Source organism: Candidatus Weimeria sp. HCP3S3_B5 (assembly GCF_052064335.1).
GTDB lineage: Bacteria > Bacillota > Clostridia > Lachnospirales > Lachnospiraceae > Weimeria.
The window spans coordinates 1-16,813 of the sequence record NZ_JBQHVU010000020.1 but is presented as its reverse complement, the minus strand read 5'-3'; the positions used below and the strand labels follow the sequence as shown (position 1 = coordinate 16,813).

Genomic DNA, 16,813 nt, shown 5'->3' with positions numbered 1-16,813 from the left:
CTAAACCCTTATCCTGTCCTTGATCCTCTTGTAGGTGCTCTCACCTATACCGCTTACCTTAGTGATATCCTCTGTAGAGGAAAATCTCCCGTTCTGCTCCCTGTACTCTATAATGGCAGCAGCCTTTCCCGGGCCTATGCCGCTTATAGTCATAAGCTCAGCAGAATCCGCTGTATTGATATCTATCTGCGATCCTTCAGATGAGGCGGTCCCGCTTGCCTGCTGCTTTCTTTCATCCTTTGTGGATACGATAAGCTTCATTCCATCGCTAAGTGGCTCTGCCTGATTGATATCAACTGTATAGGCATCCTTTCTGAAGCCTCCTGCCTTTTCGATCAGAGCAAAGACCCTGTCGCCCTGCTCCATCTGGTATACACCTGGAGACTTCACTGCGCCCTCTATCTGCACAAAGATTCTGTCCTCTGTCGCCTTCACGCTTTCCTTATCAGAGGAGGAGACAGATTCTAAGTCTCCTCGGGCATTGGACTTCTCCAGATAGGAGCTGTCTGCGCAGGAAGCAAGCATAAGCATGAGCATCACAAGAGCTGTTATCAAACCTTTTTTCATAATCGGATCTCCTTTCAGGGAGTATCCGGTAACTGCTCCTTATATTCTAAATGAAAGATGAGATTTCTGCAAGGCTAAATAGCAGCAAATACTTTATTTAATTTTTCTTCCATCTGATCAAAGCCATCCTTATCCATTATAAGAGGCGGCAGGAAACGGATCAGATTGCCTTCTGCGGAAAGTATGACGAGTCCCTCATCAAGAGCCTTGTTTAAGATTCCTCCTACAGGGATGCTCTTATCGACTATTAGTCCCTGCATGAAGCCCATGCCTCTGTGCCCCCTGATAAAGGAATACTTTTCCGTAAACGAATCAAGGATGCTCTCAAAGTAAGGTGTAAGGGCAACCACGTTTTCAGGCAGATGCCTTCCTTCTATTATGTCTATTGACTTGCTTACAGCGCTAAGGGCAAGCGGATTACCGCCATAGGTGCTGCCGTGATCTCCTGGCTCAAGAGAATTGGCTGCAACCTTTTCTGTGACAAGGAAGGCTCCGACAGGAACTCCTCCGCCGAGTGCCTTTGCAGTTGTCAGGATATCAGGTGTGATCCCATACTGCTTGTAGGTAAATATAGAGCCTGTACGTCCCATTCCGCACTGGATCTCATCAAGGATAAGAAGGATGTCATGCTGATCGCAGAGCTTTCTAAGTCCCTTAATGAACTCCTTGCTGGCCGGGGTCACTCCGCCCTCTCCCTGTACTGTCTCTGTAATGATAGCGCAGGTATTCTCGTCTATCTGATCCTCGACGCTTTTTATGTCATTGAAATCAGCAAATCTGGCTCCATCCATCAGAGGATAGAATGGCTGCCTGTACTCTGAAGTTCCTGTGACAGAAACAGCTCCTACCGTGCGTCCGTGAAAGCTGTTTCTCATGGCGATTATCTCGTATTTTCCGGCTCCGTGCTTCTTGTAGGCATATTTCTTGGCGGTCTTTAAGGCTCCCTCTATGGCCTCTGCACCTGAATTGGTAAAAAAGACACGATCCATTCCGCTGATCCTACATACCTTTTCTGCTGCCAGAAGAAGAGGCTCATGATAGAAGAGATTTGATGTATGGATGATCTTGTCTATCTGCGCCTTAAGCGCATCATTGTATTCCTTATCGTTGTAGCCAAAGGCCATTACACCGATTCCGCTGCCGAAATCGAGATATTCTCTCCCGTTCGTATCATAGAGATAGACTCCCTCTCCCCTTTCGAAGACAACCGGAAAACGGTTGTATACATGGATCAGATGCTCTTCGGCCTTATTCATAAACTCATTCCTGTTCATCGTATCTTTCCTCGTTATCTGATAAAATTGCTGTTCCGATTCCCTTGTTGGTAAAGAACTCGAGCAGCAGGCAATGCTCTATCCTTCCGTCAAGGACATGGACCCTGTGAACTCCGTTGGTGATAGCACCAATGCAGCTCTTTACCTTTGGAAGCATTCCTCCCTGGATCACTCCGTCATCTATAAGCTCCCTTGCCTCTGTTACAGAAAGCTCAGATATAAGTGACGATGGATCGTCCTTATCCTTAAGAACTCCAGGTGTATCTGAAAGGAATACCAGCTTGTCCGCCTCCATTGCCTCCGCTATCGCTGTTGCAGCATCGTCGGCATTTATATTGTAAGTGTTGTAATCGTCATCCAATCCTATAGGACATACTATTGGCAGGAAATCGTTGTCTAAAAGATCATAGAGGATCTTGGGATCTACCCTGTCCACATCGCCTACAAAACCTATATCCTGTCCATTAGAATACTTCTTCTGTACATGAAGGAGACCTCCGTCCTTGCCGCTTATCCCGCAGGCCCTGACTCCCAGACGCTCGACCATTGATACAAGTGACTTGTTTACCCTGTTAAGGACCATTTCTGCTATATCCATTGTAGGCTTGTCCGTGACACGAAGTCCGTTAATAAACTGTGGCTCTCTTCCGTCCTTTTTTACCCATTCGGAGATCTCCTTTCCTCCGCCATGTACTATTATGGGCTTGAAGCCTACCAGCTTCAGCAGGGTCACATCCTTTATGACCTGCTGCTTCAGATTCTCATCGAGCATGGCTGATCCACCATACTTTACCACCATTATCTTACGGTTAAATCTCTGGATGTATGGCAGTGCCTCTATAAGGACCTCGGCCTTTTTCATCACCGTCTGCATCTCATCCTTACGCATTATCATATATTTATACTCCTAAGTCAGCTTCTGTAATCAGCATTTATCTTTACATAGTCATAGGTCAGGTCGCAGCCCCAGGCTGTCGCCTCCTCTATACCCTGCTTCATATCGCATATGCAGGTGACCTTTTCGGCTGAGAGGACCCTGCTTGCCAGTTCCTCGCTGTAATCGGTAGCGACTCCATCCTTTACAAGCTCTATCCTGCCGTTTTCGCTCTCTACAGAGATATCCACCCTTGACGGATCAAAGGATGCGCCTGAATAGCCAAGGGCACAAAGTATCCTTCCCCAGTTGGCATCATGTCCGAATATGGCTGCCTTTGTCAGATTGGATGTGATGACAGACTTGGCAAAGGTCTTTGCCTCCTGCCTGTCCCTGCAGTGGACTGCCTTCACCTCAAACAGTGCCGTGGCTCCCTCGCCATCTCCTGCCATCATCATGGCCATCTTTCTTGCCACATAGAAAAGTCCCTCTGTAAAGGCTGCAAAGTCCTTATCCTCAGATACTATGCGCTTATTTCCTGCCTCTCCGTTTGACAGAAGAAGACAGGTATCGTTTGTCGATGTATCACCGTCGACAGAGATCATATTGAAGGTATCACAGACGACTGACCTTAAGGCCTCGCTCATTAACTGCTTGTCTATATTGCAGTCAGTCGTGATAAAGCAGAGCATAGTGCACATATCCGGATGGATCATTCCGCTGCCCTTGGCCATGGCTCCTATCCTGATCTCACTTCCATCGCTCATCATCACCCCTACTGCGACCTGCTTTGGCCTGGTATCTGTAGTCATTATGGCCGCTGCAGCTGCATCTGATGCCTCATTACTATCATCCAGCGCTCCTGCCAGCTTTACTACTCCGGCCTTTACCCTGTCCATAGGAAGCTGCATTCCTATAACACCAGTCGATGCGACAAGAGTAGAATCAGAAGGGAAGCCCAGTTCCCTCTCCGCTACCTCTGCGGTCTGTCTGCAGTATGAGAAGCCCTCCTCCCCGGTACAGGCATTTGCTATTCCGGCATTTACAACTACTGTATGGACCTCATCGGACTTCTCGACTATCTCCTTATCAAAAAGAACCGGAGCCGCCTTTACTACATTTCTTGTAAAGGTGCCAGCCGCTATGCATGGCTTCTTGCTGACGATCATAGCCATGTCATCCCTGCCTGCATACTTTACTCCGGCAGCAGCATGAGCTGCCATAAAACCCTTTGGAGCGGTAACGCCGCCTTTTATTAATTGCATAATTGCCTCCTTGTTTTCACCTGTTAAACTCCGTTATATTCTTCTCATTCAGATAAAAATCATACACATTATAATCCTCCCTCTCCTTCCATCCCTCCTGCTGCCAGAAGCTGTTGCCGATCGAATTATCCTTGAAGGCAACCAGTGATATCTTATTTACATGAGCCTGGTTCAGTTTTCTCATGCACCAGACCGTCATATCCTTGCCTATACCCTGTCGTCTCTTGTCCTCACGGACACAGACATGATAGAAGCATGCTGTCCTTCCGTCATGGCCACAGAGAATGCTTCCGACTATCTGTCCGCCTTCCTCTGCGACTACCGAGAATCCTGGATTCCTGTTCAGAAAGGCCTCCACTCCCTCTCTGGAGTCATCTATACTCCTTATGCCAAACCCGTGTATCGACATCCACAGAGCATGCACCTTTTCAAAATCATCAATTGTCATTTCTCTATAATTCATAATAAAAACTCCGAATACTATGATAGCACAACCATGGCATAAATGAAGTACCTTTTTCGTGACTGAATAATAATACATCTTTGTCTTATAATTTTCAAGTGGTATTAGGAAAGTTCTTTTTGGATTTTGATGAATGCATCCGTATATTTATTCATGCCATTTGTATAAATTTCCACTTGAATCATAAAGAAACTTGTAGTAACATATAGATGTTAAAAAATATATTCTTGATGAAAGGATCAGAAATGGCAAAAGAAAAGGTTGTACTCGCTTACTCCGGCGGACTGGACACCACGGCTATCATTCCGTGGCTCAAGGAGAATTATGGATATGATGTGATCTGCTGCTGCGTTGACTGCGGACAGGAAGAGGAGCTTGATGGTCTCGAGGAGAGGGCAAGGCTCTCAGGAGCCAGCAAGCTCTATATCGAGGATATCACAGATGACTTCGCAGAGAATTATATCATGCCATGCGTGATGGCTGATGCTGTATATGAGGACAAGTATCTGCTCGGCACCTCTATGGCTCGTCCTGGCATAGCAAAGAAGCTTGTCGAGGTCGCACGTAAGGAAAACGCTGTGGCTATCTGTCACGGAGCAACAGGAAAGGGTAATGACCAGATCAGATTCGAGCTTTCTATCAAGGCTTTAGCACCTGATATAAAGATCATTGCCCCATGGCGTGATGACAAATGGACTCTTCAGTCAAGACAGGACGAGATAGACTACGCAAAGGCTCACGGTATCAACCTTCCTTTCTCAGTAGACCAGTCCTACTCCCGTGACAGGAATCTCTGGCATATAAGCCATGAGGGACTCGAGCTAGAGGATCCTTCAAACGAGCCTGATTACGACCATCTTCTCGTTCTGTCAAGTACCCCGCAGAAAGCTCCTGATCAGGGCGAGTTCGTTACGATGACCTTTGAGGAGGGCGTTCCTACATCGATCAACGGAAAGAAGATGAAGGTTGCTGATATCATAAGAGAGCTCAACCGTCTCGGCGGAAAGCACGGAATCGGCATCATTGATATTGTAGAAAACCGTGTCGTAGGTATGAAGAGCCGCGGCGTCTATGAGACTCCGGGCGGAACTATCCTCTGTGAGGCTCACAAGCAGCTGGAGGAGCTGACTCTCGACCGTGACACAATGGACTTCAAGAAGGACGTTGCAAACCGTATGGCTCAGCTGGTATACGAAGGCAAATGGTATACTCCTACTATGGAGGGTCTTATCGCGTTTACAAAGACCGTTCAGAAGCCGGTTACCGGAGAGGTCCGTTTCGAGCTCTACAAGGGAAATATCATAAAGGCAGGCACCACATCACCTTACTCACTCTATAATGAGTCTCTGGCAAGCTTCACAACCGGTGATCTCTACGACCACCATGACGCACAGGGCTTCATCACCCTGTTCGGTCTGCCTATGAAGGTAAGAGCTATGAAGATGCGTGAGGTCAAGGAAAACGAGAAGTCCAATAACCAGTGATCCATGACAAGGGCATCCGGATCCCTTGGTCCTGCCCATAAAAGCAATAAAAAAACGGTACATCCTCGTGGTGTACCGTTTTTCTATCGCCGCATTTATGCTGACCTGACATATCTGATTAGTATCTATAGGACAGGAAACTATAGCAGTCAGATCAGTTCTTTTTTGATTCTGTTCATCTCATATGGTGTATTCTGATATACATAATAGTTGAGCCAGTTGGTATAAAGGGTATTGGCATGTCCTCTCCACTGCAGGAGCGGCTTCTTATTCATATCATTACCAGGATAATAGTTCACCGGCATATCAATAGGAATTCCCTTTGCCAGATCCCTTCTGTACTCCTTGTCAAGAGTCATCCTGTCATACTCAGGATGTCCCATACAGTAGATCTCACTTCCATCACAGGTCGTAGCCAGAAAGATTCCGGCCTCATTGGATTCGGCAAGGATTATGAACCTGTCATCCTTTCTTACCGCCTCATCATCCACCTCTGTATTTCTGGAATGAGGAGCCCAGAATATATCATCAAAGCCTCTTACCAGCGGCACCTTCCTGTGGGAAACCCTGTGAGGATAGACGCCGAAAAGCTTTTTCGGAAGCGTGATCTTGTCGATCCCGTAATAATAATACATTGCTGCCTGAGCGCCCCAGCAGAGAAACATGGTACTGGTCACATTCTGTCTGGCCCAGTCCAGTATCCGGGTGAATTCCTCCCAGTAATCGACCTCCTCAAATGGCATAAGCTCGACAGGCGCACCTGTGACTATAAAGCCGTCCATCTGGCGATCCTTTATATCATCATATGTCTCATAGAACTTATTCAGATGGCTCCTTGATGTATGAGTTGCCAGATGTGATTTGGTACAGACAAAGGTCACATCTATCTGCAGCGGTGTATTTGAAAGAGAACGCAGAAGAGCAAGCTCGGTTTCCTCCTTGAGAGGCATCAGATTAAGGATACCTATCTCGATCGGGCGGATGTCCTGGTGCATTGCCCGGTTCTCGTCCATAAGAAAGATATTCTCCTGTTCAAGTATCTCATTGACCGGCATATCAGCCTGAGTTCTGATCGGCATAATCTGCTCCTTTCTCTCATCTTTTCCTACTATCATTACACTTAAGCCATGACAATGCAATATTCATTAAGCCTGATGTGTAGGATCCCCTATCATACCGATAAGGTCCTGCTCTGTGATCACAGGGATACCAAGCTCCCTTGCCTTATCAAGCTTACTGCCTGCTGCCTCTCCGGCCACCAGATAGTCTGTTTTTCTGCTAACAGAGCCTGTGCATTTGCCGCCATTCTTTTCTATAAGCTCCTTTACCTCTGCCCTGCCAAGTCCAGGGAGAGTCCCTGTGACAACGATCGTAAGTCCCAAAAGCGCAGTCCCCTTCTCCTCAGGCTTCTCCTCCATCACGAGCCCCATATCCCTAAGCTCTGCTATAAGCTTTTTAGAATCATCCTGAGCAAAAAAGCTGACTATGTCATCTGCTATAACAGGGCCTACATCGGTTATTTCAGTAAGCTCATCCTTCCCGGCCTCTGAAAGAGCACTTATCGAATGAAAATGACCTATAAGAGCCGCGGCAGTCCTGCCGCCTACATTTCTTATGCCAAGAGCGCTTAAGAGTCTTACTGGTCCTCTTGTCTTTGATTCCTCTATTGCAGCAAGGATCTTGTCAGTATTTTTTTCCCTGCCTATTATACCATCCGCTATAAGCTTATCGCGGCTGTCCTTAAGTCTGTAAATATCGGTAAAATCCTTCAGGTATCCGGCATCTATAAGGTTTTTTATCTGCTTCTCGCCAAGTCCGGCTATATCCATACATCCGCGGCTTGTAAAATAGCTTAAGGTCCTTAGAAGCTGGGATGGGCATGAAGGGTTTATACAGTAATAATCTGCTGTGTCCGCTTCCTTTATAAGCTTATGTCCGCATACCGGGCATGTATCTCCGACATGATAGATCCGTTCAGGCTCCTTCACGGTACCGCTTATCTTTGGTATTATGTCTCCGGACTTCTTCAGCAGATAGATACCACCTATTCCTATCCTTTTCTCGTTTATATAGTCCTGATTATGGAGTGTGACTCTTGACACATTGGTCCCGTTCAGCCTTACAGGCCTATTAGTCTGTTCATCGGAAATATGTCCAATAAAGCCTATCTTTCCGGTCCGGCCGACCGTCTCCTCTATCTGGTCCATCCTGACTCTCTTTTCCTCAGGAGGATACTTAAAGGCTATATGACCTGCGCTGTACTTGGCTCCCTCCGGGAAATCTCCTCTGTATGCCACCTGGTCGATCTTTACGACTGCGCCATCTATATCAAAGGCCAGTCCGTCACGCATGGATCCTATCTCATCGATCACAGCTATCACCTGGTCGGCGTTATCGCACTTTTTATGATAAACGACCGGGACCCCTTTCCTGGATAGCTCTGCAAGAGCTTGTGTATGGCTTTTCATGAAATCAGCCGGTCCATCCTGTACATTAAAGATAAACATCCTAAGTCCACGGGATCTTGTGACCTCCGGATCAAGCTGTCTCAATGTGCCTGCTGCCAGATTTCTCGGATTTGCAGCCGGCTTTTTCCCCTGCTCCTCCATCTCGTCATTGTATCTGAAGAAATCCTGATGGCTCATATAGACCTCACCGCGAAGCTCCAGATATTCGAAGGGCAGATCTATTGTCTCTTTTACATCTGGTATGACCCTTGCATTAAGAGTCACATCCTCTCCTACAAAGCCGTCTCCTCTCGTCTCGGCCAGAGACAGATGCAGCATATTGTCAGAATCGCTATGCTCATATCGAAGTGTCATCGAAAGTCCATCGATCTTTCTTTCAACAGAAAAAGAGGCATCAGGATGCGCGGCAAGCACTCTTGCCACATATGCCCTTACCTCATTCTTATCGAAAACGTCCTCTATTGAAAGCATCGGGACTCTGTGAGTCACCCTGACTCCGGCCTCACGCTTTACACTTCCGCCTATCCTCTGGGTCGGAGAATCCGGGCTTATCCATTCAGGGTGCTCCTTCTCCGCCTCCTTCAGACTCTGCATCAGCTGATCATACTCATAGTCGCTTATCTCATTTCGATCCTTATTGTAATAAAGATCCATGTGATAGCTTATCTTATCACAAAGCGCCTGATAATCCTGATAATTCATCGTATCTCCAGTTTTTTCATCTCTTCATCGGTAAGCTCTCTGTATTCTCCCTCTCGCAGATTAAGAGCCTTAAGATTCAACCCTGAGATTCTTATCCTCTGCAGGTCATTTACCCTGTAACCTAAGGCCTCGCACATCCGTCTGATCTGTCTGTTCATGCCCTGATTAAGAGTAATTGCAAATGAATCATATCTGATCTTTCTGACCTGACATCTCCTGGTCCTCTGGCGCAGCTCAGGCAGATAGACTCCACCCGCCATCCTCTTTATAAAATCGTCTGTTACCTCCTTGTCTACGGTAACATAGTATTCCTTATCATGATGATATCTGGCAGCGGTCATCTGGTTCATGAAATCGCCGTCATTTGTAAGAAAAATCAGTCCTCTGGATTCCTTGTCAAGCCTGCCGACAGTATATATCCTGATTGGATATGAGATCGCGTCTATGATATTGTCCGGCTCCTTCTTATCTGAGGTACATACTATGCCAGCCGGCTTGTTAAAGGCAATGACGACCCGTCTGGTCTCGAGCTTTACTGATTTTCCATCGACTCTTACATCCATTGACTCTGTCACCTTATCTCCGGTAGTAAGCGTTCTGGAATCAGCCGTTACCCTTCCCTCTTCTACAAGCTTGTCCGCAGCCCTTCTCGAGCAGTAGCCGCATTCTGACAGATATTTATTTATCCTTATCTCTTCCATTACTTAAGATACTCCGTCTTGACATATCCCTTCTTATGATGATACGAAACCTTGGTCCAGCCGTCATCACGGTTCTTTATTACGAGAACCTTTTCTCCCGCATAGGCGAGATTGATCCTTTTGGCATCCGTATCAGGCTTCTTCCTGATATTAAGCGTATCCTTAAGGATAAGCTTCTTCCCCTCTTTCGGCTTCTGGGCCTTATCAGATTTCTCAGATGAAGACGATGACGACTTTACCTTCTTCAGATACATCTTCCTGATGTATCCTGTCTTATCATTGTACTTGACCTTCATCCACTTGCCCTTGTCCTTTATCTTTGTGACCTTAGTTCCCTTGGCAAGTGTCTTTATGATATCTGAATTTACTGAGGAGTGCTTTCTCAGATTGGTCTTGGTCTTTGTCTTGTAAAGAGGCTTTCCGGAATTCTTACTCTCTGTGCTCTCTTCCTTCTTTTCCTCTTCCTTCTTCTGTTCCTTCCGAGCTGCCTTTTCCTCTGCCTTCTTCTTTGCCTCCTCTGCCTTCTTCGCCTTCTTCGCGACTACTCTGTACTTTGCCTGCCATGACTTCACCTTCTTAGGGTAGGTCTTAGTCATGAATTCATCAAAGTCCTTGTCAGAAAGTGAGATCTCGTTATACTCCTTCTGCACCTTGGTTTGCAGATCGACAACATCCTTCTGCTCCTCAAATGAGGCTATTGCAGAAACGACCTTAGGATCCATCACATTCTCACGGTTGGTCTGGTTGAATGAGCTGTATAGATTATTTATCCTGAGCGCGCCGTTACTTCCCTGCTCCACATAGAAGAAATCAAGTCCCGGTGCCGCAGACTTAAGTCCCTTGAAGTGCATATTGACATAGGCCGAGACAAGCCATGACGTCTCGCTTACTCCCTTTTTCGTATAGATCTGTTCTATATCATAGGAATCGACTATGGAGCTCATGAACCTGATATAGCTCTTCTCCATATCCGAGATAGGATCGGCGATCTTTGCCAGATCATCCGTATCGCCTGCCGCATAGTCCTTATAATATGATTCAAGCAGATCATGCAGCTGTGACCCCTTCTTCTCCTTCTTGTAGGCTGTTTTTTCTGTCTTACCTGAGCCCCCTGAAATGCTTGCATCTCCTGAGGAAGCGCTCCCTCCGTAATGACTTATGCTTCCGGGGCCTTCGGATAGCACCACAGATACGATTACCAGTAGAATAACTGACAGCACTATCGCTTCTATATGTCTCTTGTTATAAAAAAACTTCTTTATCTCATCCAGGAATTTCATTATCCTTCTCCAATCCTGATACTTTATGATTCCCATAACCTTGCTCTCACAAAAGTCACAGTTACAGTCAACAATTATAACACATTTGTAACAGATGCACAATTCCCACCAGTTATGATAAAACAAAAGAGCCCCGCGCGGGGCTCCTTGTAAAAGAGGGGGAGTATGAAAAACGAAAACAATTTCCATCAAAGGGTTTGTCCCTTTGACAATTCATATGATACAGCCCTATTGTGATAAAAGTGTGATCATATGGTTAAAACATAGTAAAAAAAGACCCGGGCCAGGAATCATAATACTCCCACAGGGCACAACCAGGCTTTTCTGTTTATAGGGATCAGCTTATCAGTCAGGCATAACACGATACCAGTATAAAAAAAAAGAACTGCCGCATCAGCGGCAGTAAAAAAATGTAGACGATGGGATTCGAACCCACGGCCTTCAGAGTCGGAGTCTGACGCGCTATCCAGCTGCGCTACGCCTACAGGCATGGTGTCCCATAAAGGCAACCGTGCCTTTGTATGATATCAGTATGGTCCTACTTTGTCAAGACAGCCAGTATTCTGGAGGCCACCTCAGCAGGTGTCAGGCCATCGGTCGCGACCGTGATATCAGAGGCCCTGCTATAGGCCTCCTCCCTCTCTGCCATAAGCTCCCTTATACGGGAAAGCGGATCGGGGCTCATAAGAAGAGGGCGGTTACTGTCCCCCTTCACCCTGTCATATACTGTCCTGGCATCTGCGCTGAGGCGGATCACCCTTCCGCTCTTTTTCATAAGGATGACATTCTCATCTCTTAAAACAGCGCCGCCTCCGCACGATACGACCGCATCCTTTGTATCCCCTGAGAGATCCCTGAACACGGCAGTCTCTATTTCCCGAAAGCCTCTCTCTCCCTCTTTTGCAAAAATATCGGGGATCGACATGCCCTCCCTGTCTACGATAAGCTGGTCGGTATCAAGAAATGGAAAGCCAAGTAAGCCTGCAAGCTCTATTCCTGTGGATGTCTTGCCACATCCCATAAATCCGATAAGATATATCATCTTTTGCCTGCCTCATCAAGGATCCTGATCATTTCCTTAAGCTTACGATAGTCAAGCTGGCCGGGAGCGCTGGCCTTACCATCGCATCCAAATGTGATGCATGAGCCAAATGTTCCACCACATACCCTGCTTGAGACTCCAAGCGGTCCCATACTCATCGTGACAAGAGGCTTATCTGGATGAAGAGCATGGAATCTGTAAGTGACCGACAGAAGGGATAAGACATCATGAACGGTGCGTGGCATTACAGCAAGCTTTACTATATCAGCCCCTGTATCAGCCATCTCCTCAAGGATCGAATACATCTCCTTCTCATCCGGCGTCTCAGAAAAATCATGATGTGAGACCACGGATCTCACTCCATTATCCTTTATGGCTTTAAGAAATGCCTTAAGGTCCGGAAGTGCTCTGTATTCCACATCGACAAGATCCACGCAGCTGCTCGAGGCACACTGCATTATAATATCACGATATTCGGATGAGCTTCCTCTGAAGCCTCCGCCCTCCATCTCAGTCCTTAGTGTCGCAAGAAGTGGAGTATCGGATGCCGCCCCTCTCAGGTCAGAAAGTGCCTGCCCAAGGTCCTTAAGACCTGTGCAGAGATCGATCCTCCATTCAATGATATCAGTCTCCTGGGTCACATGGCCGGCATGCTCCACCATTTCCTCCTGTACCGTATCAGTAAGCGGGATACATACAGTCGGGACTCCATTATTTATCTCAAGATTTCTTATTTTCATATAGCTTTTCACGGTTCCTGGTTGATTGACAAAACTCCTTTAATACTCTATCATAAGAAAGCACTTAATTCAAGGAAAGGGAATAACAGATGAGTTTTAATTTCTTAAAGAAAATGCCTACTCCTGAGGAAATAAAGGAGGAGCTTCCTCTCTCAGCGGAGGCCAGAGAGGTGAAGAAAAAAAGAGACAGGGAGATCGCAGATATAATAACAGGCGCCGATGACAGATTTCTGGCTATTATCGGTCCATGCTCTGCGGACAATGAGGATGCTGTTCTTGAATATATCGAAAGGCTCTCAAGAGTAGCTGACAAGATCAAGGATGCTGTACTCGTAGTTCCAAGGATCTATACGAATAAGCCCCGTACTACAGGAGAGGGCTACAAGGGTATAGCCTCACAGCCTGACCCTATGGAGAAACCAGATATGATCGCCGGTCTTAAGGCCATGAGGCATATGCATATCAGAGCCATAAGCGAATTCGGAATGAGCGCAGCAGACGAAATGCTCTATCCTGAGAACTGGGTCTATGTGAATGATCTTCTCTCATATGTTGCAATAGGCGCCAGATCAGTAGAGGATCAGCACCACAGACTGACAGTTTCCGGATTTGATGTCGCAAGCGGTATGAAGAATCCTACAAGCGGTGATTTCTCTGTAATGCTCAATTCAGTCTATGCTGCCCAGCATCCGCATCATTTCACCTTTGCCGGCTACGAGGTGGAGACCAGCGGCAATCCTCTGGCTCATACCATTCTCCGCGGAGCCGTAAGCAAGCATGGTAACACAACACAGAACTATCATTACGAGGATCTGATCAGACTTCTTTCCATGTATAACGACATGGATGTAGTAAATCCTGCTGCTATCATTGATGCCAACCATTCCAATTCAGGAAAGCAGTTCAAGCAGCAGATAAGGATCGTTCACGAGGTAATGCACAACCGTCATTTCTCAAGTGATATACACAGCCTTGTCAAGGGTGTGATGATAGAAAGCTATCTGGTCGAGGGCAATCAGAAAATCTCCGATCATACAACCTACGGCCAGTCGATCACCGATGCCTGCCTGGGCTGGGAGGATACTGAGCGTCTTCTCTACGAAATGGCTGAGCAGGCCTGAGGAAAAAGATATGAATATCGATGGTCATACAAGATTATTCTGTCTTCTCGGACATCCGGCCAGACACAGCATTTCCCCGATCATGCATACGACTGCGGCAGAGCTTCTAGGCATAAATATGGTATATCTGGCCTTCGATATTGAGCCTGACAAGATAGAAGAGGCTGTCGCATCGCTTCGTCTTATGAACGCAGGCGGATTCAATCTGACCATGCCCTTCAAGCGCTCAGTCATCCCTTTCCTTGACAGGATTACCGAGGCCTCACGTCTGTCGGGCTCTGTAAACACTGTGGTAAATAATGACGGTGAGCTCATCGGTGATACCACAGACGGGACCGGTTATCTGGATTCGCTTTCAGATGCCGGCTTCGATTATCACGGTAAAAAGATGACTCTTCTCGGCGCCGGTGGTGCTGCGACATCCATTGCAGTATCCGCCGCCCTTTCCGGACTAAGGGAGATCGATATCTTAAAGCGCAGAAACAAGACATACGGATCAGTACAGGATTTTGTCGACAGACTGTCAGCAGAAACAGATTGTAATGTCCGCCTCTTCCCAATGGAGGATATGGACGCCATGAGAGCTTCTATCGCTTCCTCAGATATCCTGACAAATGCCACAAACGTCGGCATGGAGGATGATAAAAATAGTCTTGTTCCAAAGGAGCTTCTGCGTCCTTCGCTTTTTGTATCAGATATCATATACCATCCCTGTGAAACCACTCTTCTTTCCTATGCCAGGGAAATGGGCTGCCGCTATGCCAATGGCAGATATATGCTCCTGTTTCAGGGAGCATCATCATTCTATGAATGGACGGGACAAAGGATGCCGGTCTCCGATATAAAGAGACTTGTCTTTGATAAATAGAGCCACCCAATTCTCATATGAGAATTGGGTGGCTCTATATTAAAGTCTTTCAATGCCTTCAGGAATTAGCATTAATCCATGATCCCTGTCTTTTTATTTACTTACGCATGCTGTTATAAATTCTCTGAACAGAGGATGCGCCTTATTAGGACGGCTCTTGAACTCAGGATGGAACTGGACTCCGACATGGAAACGGTTCTTAGGCTCCTCAACAGCCTCAACTATAGAACCATCCGGAGAGGTTCCGGAGATCTTAAGTCCTGCCTTAGTAAGCGTCTCCTTGTATTCATTATTGAACTCGAATCTGTGTCTGTGACGCTCATCTACCTGATGCTGTCCATATGCCTTCTCGAGCATGGTACCCTTTACGATCTTGCAAGGATATGCTCCAAGACGCATTGTGCCGCCCTTTCTAACTATCCGCATCTGCTCTTCCATAAGATCGATGACCAGATGCTTTCCATTCTCATCAAATTCACGGCTGTTGGCATCATCAATCCCAACCACGTCACGGGCATACTCTATCACTGATATCTGCATTCCAAGGCAAATACCAAGGTAAGGGATATCATTTTCTCTGGCATATCTGCAGGCTGTAACCATGCCCTCGATACCTCTTTCGCCAAAGCCTCCCGGAACCACCATTCCATCGAGTCCTTTCAGGGTATCGGCTACATTCTCATCTGTGATCTTCTCTGAATCGATCCATGCTATCTCTACATTGGCATCATTTTCATATCCGCCGTGATAGAGTGCCTCTCTTACAGAAAGGTATGCGTCATGCAGAGCTACGTACTTTCCCACTATTCCGACCTTCACACTCTTCTTCAGATTATGAATCCTCTTGACAAGATTCTGCCATTCTGTCAGATCAGGCTTCTTGTTTCCGAGATTCAACTCACGACAGACTACTGTATCAAGTCCGTTGTCATGGAGCATCAGAGGCGCCTCATAAAGGGATTCCATTGTCGTATTCTCTATGACACAGTCCTTCTTGACATTACAGAAGAGGCTTATCTTGTCCTTTATGCTCTGCTCGAGCGGCTCATTGGCCCTTGCTACTATTATATCAGGAGAAATTCCAAGTGAGCGGAGCTCCTTTACAGAATGCTGGGTCGGCTTACTCTTATGCTCATTGGAGCCTGCAAGGAAAGGAACCAGTGTCACATGTATGAAGAGGGTATTCCCTGCTCCTCTCTCCAGAGAAACCTGTCTTATGGCTTCAAGGAATGGCTGCGACTCAATATCTCCTGTCGTTCCACCGATCTCTACTATCATGATATCTGCATTCGTGCTCTCTGATCCGAGATAGATGAAATGCTTGATCTCATCCGTGATATGAGGAATAACCTGGACTGTCTGTCCCAGGTACTCTCCGGATCTCTCTCGGTTAAGCACATTCCAGTATACCTTTCCGGATGTCATGTTCGAGAACTTATTCAGATTCTCATCTATGAACCTCTCGTAATGACCGAGATCAAGGTCTGTCTCCGCACCATCCTCCGTGACGAACACCTCGCCATGCTGATACGGACTCATAGTACCCGGATCAACATTCATATATGGATCAAGCTTCATTGAAGCGACCTTATAGCCACGGGTCTTTAACAGTCTACCAAGAGATGCCGCCGTAATTCCTTTTCCAAGTCCTGATACGACACCGCCTGTCACGAAAACAAACTTTGTGTTCTTAGTCATGTTATTTTCCTTTCTGGTGGAAGAGGGGATAGGTCTGAGATGGGAGGTGAGAGGTGAGAGGAGCGAGGGACGAGGGGTTAGGTCTTAGGTCTGAAATCATGACCTAACAAAGTCACAAGCCTATTCTCGACTCAGATCGCAGCCTTTTTCAGATCCAGATAATAATCCTTCTCTGGCTTCAGTTCGAAAGCCTCTTTCAGATTCAGATAATCATCCTACTCTGGCTTCAGCTCACAAGCCTTCTCTAGCTTCAAATTGCAGCCTCA

15 protein-coding genes and 1 tRNA gene are annotated in these 16,813 nt (G+C 46.7%); 3 read left to right on the top strand and 13 right to left on the bottom strand.

Annotated elements, in window-relative coordinates; genetic code table 11:
• The 5 genes from ACTNCK_RS09610 to ACTNCK_RS09590 all read right to left on the bottom strand — a co-directional run bounded on the left by ACTNCK_RS09610 (position 1) and on the right by ACTNCK_RS09590 (position 4,443).
• Positions 1-567 carry a helix-hairpin-helix domain-containing protein gene (locus ACTNCK_RS09610; RefSeq protein WP_441082345.1) on the bottom strand — a complete coding sequence of 189 codons (567 nt, stop codon included), beginning with the start codon at positions 565-567 and terminating at the stop codon, positions 1-3.
• Between the two features lie 74 nt (positions 568-641).
• Entirely contained in the window at positions 642-1,841 is a 1,200-nt protein-coding gene (locus tag ACTNCK_RS09605; protein WP_441082343.1) for an aspartate aminotransferase family protein, read from the bottom strand.
• A complete protein-coding gene (argB, locus tag ACTNCK_RS09600) occupies positions 1,828-2,736 on the bottom strand; it encodes an acetylglutamate kinase (RefSeq protein WP_441082341.1) in 909 nt (302 codons plus the stop codon). Before argB ends, ACTNCK_RS09605 begins: the two co-directional genes overlap by 14 nt.
• A 17-nt stretch (positions 2,737-2,753) precedes the next feature.
• The gene (gene argJ, locus ACTNCK_RS09595) at positions 2,754-3,980 is read right to left on the bottom strand and encodes a bifunctional glutamate N-acetyltransferase/amino-acid acetyltransferase ArgJ (RefSeq protein ID WP_441082338.1); all 1,227 of its coding nucleotides are present in this window, start codon (positions 3,978-3,980) and stop codon (positions 2,754-2,756) included.
• Between the two features lie 16 nt (positions 3,981-3,996).
• Complete coding sequence (locus ACTNCK_RS09590) at positions 3,997-4,443, bottom strand: GNAT family N-acetyltransferase (protein ID WP_441082336.1); 447 nt, start codon at positions 4,441-4,443, stop codon at positions 3,997-3,999.
• A gap of 245 nt (positions 4,444-4,688) precedes the next feature.
• Between ACTNCK_RS09590 and ACTNCK_RS09585 the strand changes: the two genes are divergently transcribed.
• Complete coding sequence (locus ACTNCK_RS09585) at positions 4,689-5,927, top strand: argininosuccinate synthase (RefSeq protein ID WP_441082334.1); 1,239 nt, start codon at positions 4,689-4,691, stop codon at positions 5,925-5,927.
• 149 nt (positions 5,928-6,076) lie between these two features.
• On the opposite strand, the gene ACTNCK_RS09580 is transcribed toward ACTNCK_RS09585, so the two are convergent.
• The 7 genes from ACTNCK_RS09580 to aroD all read right to left on the bottom strand — a co-directional run bounded on the left by ACTNCK_RS09580 (position 6,077) and on the right by aroD (position 12,860).
• Positions 6,077-7,006: a homoserine O-succinyltransferase gene (locus ACTNCK_RS09580; protein WP_441082332.1), complete on the bottom strand. Its 930-nt coding sequence runs from the start codon at positions 7,004-7,006 to the stop codon at positions 6,077-6,079.
• 66 nt (positions 7,007-7,072) lie between these two features.
• Positions 7,073-9,097, bottom strand: a complete 2,025-nt coding sequence (gene ligA / locus ACTNCK_RS09575) for an NAD-dependent DNA ligase LigA (protein ID WP_441082330.1) — start codon at positions 9,095-9,097, stop codon at positions 7,073-7,075.
• Positions 9,094-9,798, bottom strand: coding sequence for a pseudouridine synthase (locus tag ACTNCK_RS09570; RefSeq protein ID WP_441082328.1), 705 nt, complete (start codon positions 9,796-9,798; stop codon positions 9,094-9,096). The genes ligA and ACTNCK_RS09570 overlap by 4 nt, the downstream gene beginning before the upstream one ends.
• Entirely contained in the window at positions 9,798-11,114 is a 1,317-nt protein-coding gene (locus tag ACTNCK_RS09565) for an SH3 domain-containing protein (protein ID WP_441082326.1), read from the bottom strand. The genes ACTNCK_RS09570 and ACTNCK_RS09565 overlap by 1 nt, the downstream gene beginning before the upstream one ends.
• Positions 11,115-11,489: 375 nt before the next feature.
• A tRNA-Arg gene (locus ACTNCK_RS09560) sits at positions 11,490-11,563 on the bottom strand.
• Positions 11,564-11,616: 53 nt separating this feature from the next.
• Positions 11,617-12,120: a shikimate kinase gene (locus ACTNCK_RS09555; protein WP_441082324.1), complete on the bottom strand. Its 504-nt coding sequence runs from the start codon at positions 12,118-12,120 to the stop codon at positions 11,617-11,619.
• The gene (aroD, locus tag ACTNCK_RS09550) at positions 12,117-12,860 is read right to left on the bottom strand and encodes a type I 3-dehydroquinate dehydratase (RefSeq protein ID WP_441082322.1); all 744 of its coding nucleotides are present in this window, start codon (positions 12,858-12,860) and stop codon (positions 12,117-12,119) included. Before aroD ends, ACTNCK_RS09555 begins: the two co-directional genes overlap by 4 nt.
• Positions 12,861-12,949: 89 nt before the next feature.
• On the opposite strand from aroD, the gene ACTNCK_RS09545 reads away from it, so the two are divergent.
• Together ACTNCK_RS09545 and aroE are read left to right on the top strand one after the other, a co-directional pair.
• Positions 12,950-13,981, top strand: coding sequence for a 3-deoxy-7-phosphoheptulonate synthase (locus ACTNCK_RS09545; protein ID WP_441082320.1), 1,032 nt, complete (start codon positions 12,950-12,952; stop codon positions 13,979-13,981).
• 10 nt (positions 13,982-13,991) lie between these two features.
• The gene (gene aroE, locus ACTNCK_RS09540) at positions 13,992-14,849 is read left to right on the top strand and encodes a shikimate dehydrogenase (RefSeq protein ID WP_441082318.1); all 858 of its coding nucleotides are present in this window, start codon (positions 13,992-13,994) and stop codon (positions 14,847-14,849) included.
• Positions 14,850-14,942: 93 nt separating this feature from the next.
• Here aroE and ACTNCK_RS09535 read toward each other — a convergent pair whose 3' ends face one another.
• Positions 14,943-16,547 carry a CTP synthase gene (locus ACTNCK_RS09535; protein WP_441082316.1) on the bottom strand — a complete coding sequence of 535 codons (1,605 nt, stop codon included), beginning with the start codon at positions 16,545-16,547 and terminating at the stop codon, positions 14,943-14,945.
• Positions 16,548-16,813 lie beyond the last annotated feature (266 nt).

Excerpts from the sequence above, each read along its gene's own strand:
- ligA (WP_441082330.1), bottom strand. The coding sequence starts at position 9,097 with ATGAATTATCAGGATTATCAGGCGCTTTGTGATAAGATAAGCTATCAC.
- ACTNCK_RS09590 (WP_441082336.1), bottom strand. The coding sequence starts at position 4,443 with ATGAATTATAGAGAAATGACAATTGATGATTTTGAAAAGGTGCATGCT.
- ACTNCK_RS09565 (WP_441082326.1), bottom strand. The coding sequence starts at position 11,114 with ATGGGAATCATAAAGTATCAGGATTGGAGAAGGATAATGAAATTCCTG.
- ACTNCK_RS09610 (WP_441082345.1), bottom strand. The coding sequence starts at position 567 with ATGAAAAAAGGTTTGATAACAGCTCTTGTGATGCTCATGCTTATGCTT.
- ACTNCK_RS09585 (WP_441082334.1), top strand. The coding sequence starts at position 4,689 with ATGGCAAAAGAAAAGGTTGTACTCGCTTACTCCGGCGGACTGGACACC.
- ACTNCK_RS09580 (WP_441082332.1), bottom strand. The coding sequence starts at position 7,006 with ATGCCGATCAGAACTCAGGCTGATATGCCGGTCAATGAGATACTTGAA.
- ACTNCK_RS09570 (WP_441082328.1), bottom strand. The coding sequence starts at position 9,798 with ATGGAAGAGATAAGGATAAATAAATATCTGTCAGAATGCGGCTACTGC.
- aroE (WP_441082318.1), top strand. The coding sequence starts at position 13,992 with ATGAATATCGATGGTCATACAAGATTATTCTGTCTTCTCGGACATCCG.
- argJ (WP_441082338.1), bottom strand. The coding sequence starts at position 3,980 with ATGCAATTAATAAAAGGCGGCGTTACCGCTCCAAAGGGTTTTATGGCA.
- ACTNCK_RS09555 (WP_441082324.1), bottom strand. The coding sequence starts at position 12,120 with ATGATATATCTTATCGGATTTATGGGATGTGGCAAGACATCCACAGGA.
- ACTNCK_RS09605 (WP_441082343.1), bottom strand. The coding sequence starts at position 1,841 with ATGAACAGGAATGAGTTTATGAATAAGGCCGAAGAGCATCTGATCCAT.
- ACTNCK_RS09535 (WP_441082316.1), bottom strand. The coding sequence starts at position 16,547 with ATGACTAAGAACACAAAGTTTGTTTTCGTGACAGGCGGTGTCGTATCA.
- argB (WP_441082341.1), bottom strand. The coding sequence starts at position 2,736 with ATGATAATGCGTAAGGATGAGATGCAGACGGTGATGAAAAAGGCCGAG.
- ACTNCK_RS09545 (WP_441082320.1), top strand. The coding sequence starts at position 12,950 with ATGAGTTTTAATTTCTTAAAGAAAATGCCTACTCCTGAGGAAATAAAG.
- aroD (WP_441082322.1), bottom strand. The coding sequence starts at position 12,860 with ATGAAAATAAGAAATCTTGAGATAAATAATGGAGTCCCGACTGTATGT.